This window comes from Neisseria sp. P0001.S005 (genome assembly GCF_051963715.1).
Window position 1 is genome coordinate 1 of record NZ_JBQCTZ010000223.1, and the last position, 5352, is coordinate 5352.

Annotated in this window: 6 protein-coding genes and 1 pseudogene; all 7 read right to left on the reverse strand. The window is 43.8% G+C overall.

What is annotated here, in order from left to right:
• A partial coding sequence (locus tag ACTHSP_RS17450) for a sodium:proton antiporter (protein WP_440346548.1) occupies window positions 1-335 on the reverse strand: 335 nt, incomplete at its 3' end.
• Window positions 336-777: 442 nt separating this feature from the next.
• A complete protein-coding gene (locus ACTHSP_RS17455) occupies window positions 778-1137 on the reverse strand; it encodes a YbaN family protein (protein ID WP_070824330.1) in 360 nt (119 codons plus the stop codon).
• Between the two features lie 14 nt (window positions 1138-1151).
• Window positions 1152-1748, reverse strand: coding sequence for a DUF1415 domain-containing protein (locus ACTHSP_RS17460; RefSeq protein WP_440346549.1), 597 nt, complete (start codon window positions 1746-1748; stop codon window positions 1152-1154).
• A 117-nt stretch (window positions 1749-1865) separates the two neighbouring features.
• Window positions 1866-2348: an Lrp/AsnC family transcriptional regulator gene (locus ACTHSP_RS17465; RefSeq protein ID WP_003684427.1), complete on the reverse strand. Its 483-nt coding sequence runs from the start codon at window positions 2346-2348 to the stop codon at window positions 1866-1868.
• A 393-nt stretch (window positions 2349-2741) separates the two neighbouring features.
• Window positions 2742-3200, reverse strand: coding sequence for a pilin (locus ACTHSP_RS17470; protein ID WP_250615217.1), 459 nt, complete (start codon window positions 3198-3200; stop codon window positions 2742-2744).
• A gap of 103 nt (window positions 3201-3303) precedes the next feature.
• Window positions 3304-3768, reverse strand: a complete 465-nt coding sequence (locus ACTHSP_RS17475) for a pilin (protein WP_308538652.1) — start codon at window positions 3766-3768, stop codon at window positions 3304-3306.
• A gap of 792 nt (window positions 3769-4560) precedes the next feature.
• Window positions 4561-5352: pseudogene (locus ACTHSP_RS17480) on the reverse strand ([protein-PII] uridylyltransferase); the annotation flags it as partial.

Genomic DNA, 5352 nt, shown 5'->3' on the forward strand with positions numbered 1-5352 from the left:
CCGCTGACAAAAATACCGCCTGAAATGGTATAGAGCGCCAAAAGCAGCAGGATAAAGGGGATATATTCTTCAACCAATGCATGGGCAACGGTATGCACGCCTGCTCCGAAACCAAAGGTTACGATAAACGGCGTTAAAAACAGCAGCGTCCAAAACGCCGTAATTTTGCCGAAGTGGTGGTGCCAAATACGGGAGAAAAACAGAGGTCCGAGTGCAATGGACAAGAGAATCAGTGCAAACGGCAGACCCCAAAGCAGGCTTGCGGATGAGCCGTCAAAATCGGATGCCGCAGCAGGAAAGGCGGCAAGAATCAGTAAAAATGAGAGAGAGCGCATAGTATTTCCTTTTTATTCTGTGGCGCCGTGAGGAACTTCGTTGAGAAAGCACGGCGGTGAAATATTCAGGCCGTCTGAAAATATCCAGACGAACTGCGCGGTTGTGTCAGGGGGAAGTATAACGCAAAGCAAGTGTTAAGGGACGGTTTAGGGTGTTGGAATCAAAAGAAATGTTGATACAAATAAAGGAATCAAAATGAGTAGAGTAGTTGGAGGTAGTAAAAAAATGGTTTTGAAACAGGAGTTTGGAATATCGGAAATAATACTATCGAAAAAATACTTTGAATTAATTTTAGCTAAAATTTACATTTAATTGAATAAATGGAGGTCGTCTGAAAAATGAGGGTTGAATAGGGTGTTTTAGTTCTTACTGATTGTTTTAATGGATAAATTTGGTGTGAAAATAAAAAACAGGTAAGCGAAAATGCCCACCTGTTTTATTTTATGCTTCCGGCCGTAACCACATCCACACAGCCACGCAACTACAGAAGATTGATGAAACGGCACCAATCCACCAGCGTTCTGGAAATTGCCAAAACATAAACAGGCAAGAAAGGGCCATCATGCCGATAGCGAAGAACTTTGCCTTACGCGGCACGGCGCCGTTGTTTTCCCAGTTTTGTATGATGGGGCCGAAATGGCGGTGATGATACAGCCAATTGTGGAAGCGCGGCGAAGCTTTTGCCCAGCAGGCGGCGGTCAATAAAATGAAAGGCGTAGTTGGCAGTAATGGCAGGAAAATGCCGATAATGCCCAAGACGAGCGACAATGCGCCGCAAAAAATCAATAAATAGCGAACCATCTTCCCATCACCAATTATTTGTTTTCAGACGGCTTGTGATGCGGAAATGGACAACGCGGAATGTCTAATTTATCCCAGCCCTCATGTCCCATTTTTTCAAGCAGCGCGATATTGCGGTCAAAAATTGCCGAGGCATTGGGAAATGCTTCAGCTGCTTTGGCAATACTGTCTTCACGAATCAGATGCAAGGTCGGGTAGGGCGAGCGGTTGGTGTAGTTGCTGATGTCGTCGGCTTCTGTGCCTTCAAATTGAAAATCGGGATGGAACGGCGCAATTTGGACAATGCCTTCCAATTCGTTTTCTACAACGGCATCGTCGGCAATTTCCAGCATTTGGTTGAAGGTTTCAAAATCAGGGAACAGCGTAGGATGAACCAGTAAAGTGGTTTCCAATTCAGAAGCAGGCGTATTGCCCAGAAGCTGCAATTCACGATCCAAGTCTTCAAGGAAACCATCCAAATGGCGGGCTTCACTGACAACGATGCGAACTAGGTTTTTAACGTGCGGCGCTTTGGCAAACGGGCAGAGATTCAGCCCGATAACGGCTTTTTCCAGCCATTGCTTGGTATGTTCTGAAACAGTATTGGTATCGAGATGGGTGGTGTCTGTCATAGTAAAAGCTTATGTGAATTATTCTTAAAAAGTATACAAGTGTATGGATGTGAAAGCAAACCATTGGAATTTAAAAGGCCGTCTGAACAACAGACGGCCTTTATCAGTTTCAAATCATCAATCCTGAACCAAATGAACCAAAGGCAGAGCGGTCGTGTTTTTAATTTCTTTCAACACAAAACTCGATTGCGCATCTTGCACGCCGTGGTGCGAAAGCAGCGTGTCCAAAACAAAATGGGAAAACGCGTTCATATCGGTAAAAAAGGCATGGAGCAGATAGTCGGTTTCACCCGTTAACGCAAAGCAGCTCAATACTTCCGGCCAAGCGCGGACGGATTCGGAAAAATCCTCACGCGCATCTTTTGCCTTGCTAATCGATACACGGATAAAAGCCTGCAAACCCAAGCCCAAAGATACGGGAGAAAGCTGGGCGGCGTATTTTTGAATAATGCCTGCATCTTCAAGCTGTTTGAGACGGCGCAGGCAGGGAGAAGGGGAGAGCGCCACCTTTTCAGAAAGCTCAACATTGCTCAACCGCCCGTTTTCCTGCAAAACCTGCAGAATCTTTAAATCCGTTTTATCTAAATTCAGATGAGGCATGATGTTTCTCCCAATGTAGGCAATGTATGTTTTAAAAATGAAAAATGCTTAAAAATAAAGACTTGTATGGTTAAATTATATATTGAGTTCAGATGGGCGACAAATTGTCTTATCAGGAGTGTTGCGAATTTGTTTTATGTAGTGGTGAAAAGACGAGGGCCGTCTGAACCAATCAGGTTAAAACTTTCCTGTCGGATTAGGATTAAATATAAAGAGGCCGTCTGAAAATGGATTTCAGACGGCATTTATTCTCGTAATGTGATGATTCAGGCTCTTAATGACCTTGTTTTGGAGAGTTTGGTTTCTTTTGCTTTTGTTCGTTTTCCGCGTTTGTATTTGGCTTTGTTTGGGATGTTTTCTTCGCAATGTATTTTTGTATTTTGGAAAATAAGCTTACAAGCTTTGTTTGCAGGATACGGGAAGGAAGTATGTATCCATGGTGCCGCCGCAAGACCAAACTGTTGTGCCTTTGGTATTACCTGTTTTCGCAAAGCTTGGTATTAGGTGGATTTCGGTATTCTTAACAGGTACGGCGGCTTGATTACCGATGGCGGCAACAATAGTGCCGTTATCTTCAATACGAACGATCTTTACATAGTTACCGACTTTATTGTCGTCTGAAGCGAGTTGCTTGATATTGAGGTCAAGCGGTAAGCTACCTTTATCTGCATAGGCTTCTTCGACGTAGCTTTTCATACTGCCTGCCAGCATAATGCCTTCTGCTACTTGTGCTCGGGCAACATAGTTTTGGTATGCGGGAAGAGCTGCTACTGCCAAAATGCCGATAATGCCGATAACAATCATCAACTCAATCAGGCTAAAACCGGTTTGGGTTTTGCGTAGTTTTTTCATTTTTTGAGTATGTCGTTTTCTTATTTTTATTTTATAAAGCAAATCCCATAATCATATTATGGGATTTACTCTTTAAGCTTTTAAATTTGTTGGTAACAAATTATTAACGGCAAGAAGAAGGCAAGAATTTGCTATCAATAGTACCTTTTGTACAGGTCCAAGTGAAGGAGCCGCTAGCAGTTGCAGCAGCGCCAGCAGCAGCAGCAGCAGGGGCATGAGGAGTAAGAGATACGGTTTTGCCTTTAATTTCGTTATTTACGTCAGTAGCTTTCATTTTGGCAGTAATAACACCGTCACCACTGACTTCTACTTCTTCAACATATTTACCCTGAATGCTTCCCTTATCTGCAATACCTGCTTCTGCATTACTAGTAGGCCATTTACCTTTATCTGCATAGTATTCAACAACAGCGGACTTTTGACCTTCCATCAAAGAGATGGCTTCAGAAACTTGGGCACGTGCAGTGTAGTCTTGGTATGCAGGCAGGGCGATAACTGCCAAGATGCCGATAATCGCGATGACGATCATCAATTCGATCAGGGTAAAACCTTTTTGGATTGCTTTCATTGTTTAAAACTCCAGTTTGAAAGTGTGAATAATTATGTTTAAGTAAAAAGTCCGTAATGTGCTTGGCACTATGTATTATGAGTAAACCATAAAGTAAGAAGGAATATACAGCTTCCGTCGGGCTTGCTGCTTTGAGGCTTGGGCCTTATCGGACGTGTTGTTTCAAGCAGGCGGTGTGCCAAGTGTGGAAAATTGGTTAAAAAATTTATTTTTTATTTTTTGTTTATTGTTTTTATTGGGTTTATTTTTTAATTTTTAAGTTTTATGAGGTTTTGTTTGAAAGTTTCAGGATTTTAGGGAATTTGGGTGGTTGACGTTTTTTGTCAGTTTTGTGTTTTTTGTGACAGGGAGTGTGTGCGAGTTTGGGTGTGTGACGTTTTTTGTCAGAAATTAAGCTTGTTCAATAATATGTTAATTGATTTGGATAGGCGGTATTTTTATGGACTAATCGGTGAGTTTAATATTTTGTGATTTTATTTTTTTGTTTTTTATGGGTTTTATTTTGTATGCGTATTTTGTTTGAATATAGATGAGGAAAAGATTTGGAAGGAAGGGTTTTTGAAGAGGATTTGGTGTAATAGGTGAATGAAAATTTGTTATTAGAATTATATTCATATGGGTTATGATTTTAGAATGTAGTTTTATGTCATAGTAAAGGTCTGATTTTGAATTTTAAGGCTTTGGATTTCTTGAGTGTTTGAGAAGGGTATATTTAGGATGTTTATATATTTGGATGTGATTAGGGTGAGCAAAAAATGCTCACCCTATGTTTTTAAGATGTTCAGACGGCCTTTATGGGGTCAAGACTTCGATCAATGCTTGTTTTAGGGTGTTTTGGGTTTGCGGGTCTTGTAGGGATGGGCTGTAGGTGATGAAGCTGTCCTCAATGCGCTGATCCAAGGTGGTGATTTTGGCGTAGCGCAGGCTGATGTTGTGTGCGAAGAAGGTCTCGGCGATGTCGGCGAGGAGGTGGGGGCGGTTGACGGCGGTGATGTCTATGGTGTGCCAGCCGGGATAATCTTCTTCGGGGGTGATGATTACGGTAGGCAGAATAGGAATATGGCGGATGCGGCGACTGATGTGTGGGCGGCCGCTTTGTTTTTGGACGGTGGTATTGCCGTGGATGAAGCTGTTGAGTTCGGCTTCGAGTGCGCTTTGGCGGTCGGGATATTCTTCGGGCGGGAGATTGTCGGGAAGTTGCAGGATAAAGGTGTCGAGGATGTAGTCGTGCTCGGTAATGAAGGCGCGGGCGGCTTGGATGTCGAAACGGTGGCTGCTGAAGATGCGGCAGAGGCGTGCAAAGAGGCGGTCACCATTGGGCATGAACACCATGACTTGAAGGCTGTTGCTTTGGGGAAGGATGCGGCTGCGGACGGCCGGACTTTCGGTGTCGTAGGCGAGGTTTGCGGTGTGCCAGAGGATTTCCCGTGTCTGATGGCGGACGTAGTATGCGCTGCCGAGTATGCGGCGGAGTTTTTGTTGGTTTTGGAGGGGAACGGCCGCGCGCGTGAGCTGATCGGTCGAGGCTTGTTCGCGTCGGTTGGGGAGGCGTTCGGGATCGTGGTGTTTGCTGTTTAAAACGGC

Excerpts from the sequence above, each read along its gene's own strand:
- ACTHSP_RS17455 (WP_070824330.1), bottom strand. The coding sequence starts at position 1,137 with ATGGTTCGCTATTTATTGATTTTTTGCGGCGCATTGTCGCTCGTCTTG.
- ACTHSP_RS17460 (WP_440346549.1), bottom strand. The coding sequence starts at position 1,748 with ATGACAGACACCACCCATCTCGATACCAATACTGTTTCAGAACATACC.
- ACTHSP_RS17465 (WP_003684427.1), bottom strand. The coding sequence starts at position 2,348 with ATGCCTCATCTGAATTTAGATAAAACGGATTTAAAGATTCTGCAGGTT.
- ACTHSP_RS17470 (WP_250615217.1), bottom strand. The coding sequence starts at position 3,200 with ATGAAAAAACTACGCAAAACCCAAACCGGTTTTAGCCTGATTGAGTTG.
- ACTHSP_RS17475 (WP_308538652.1), bottom strand. The coding sequence starts at position 3,768 with ATGAAAGCAATCCAAAAAGGTTTTACCCTGATCGAATTGATGATCGTC.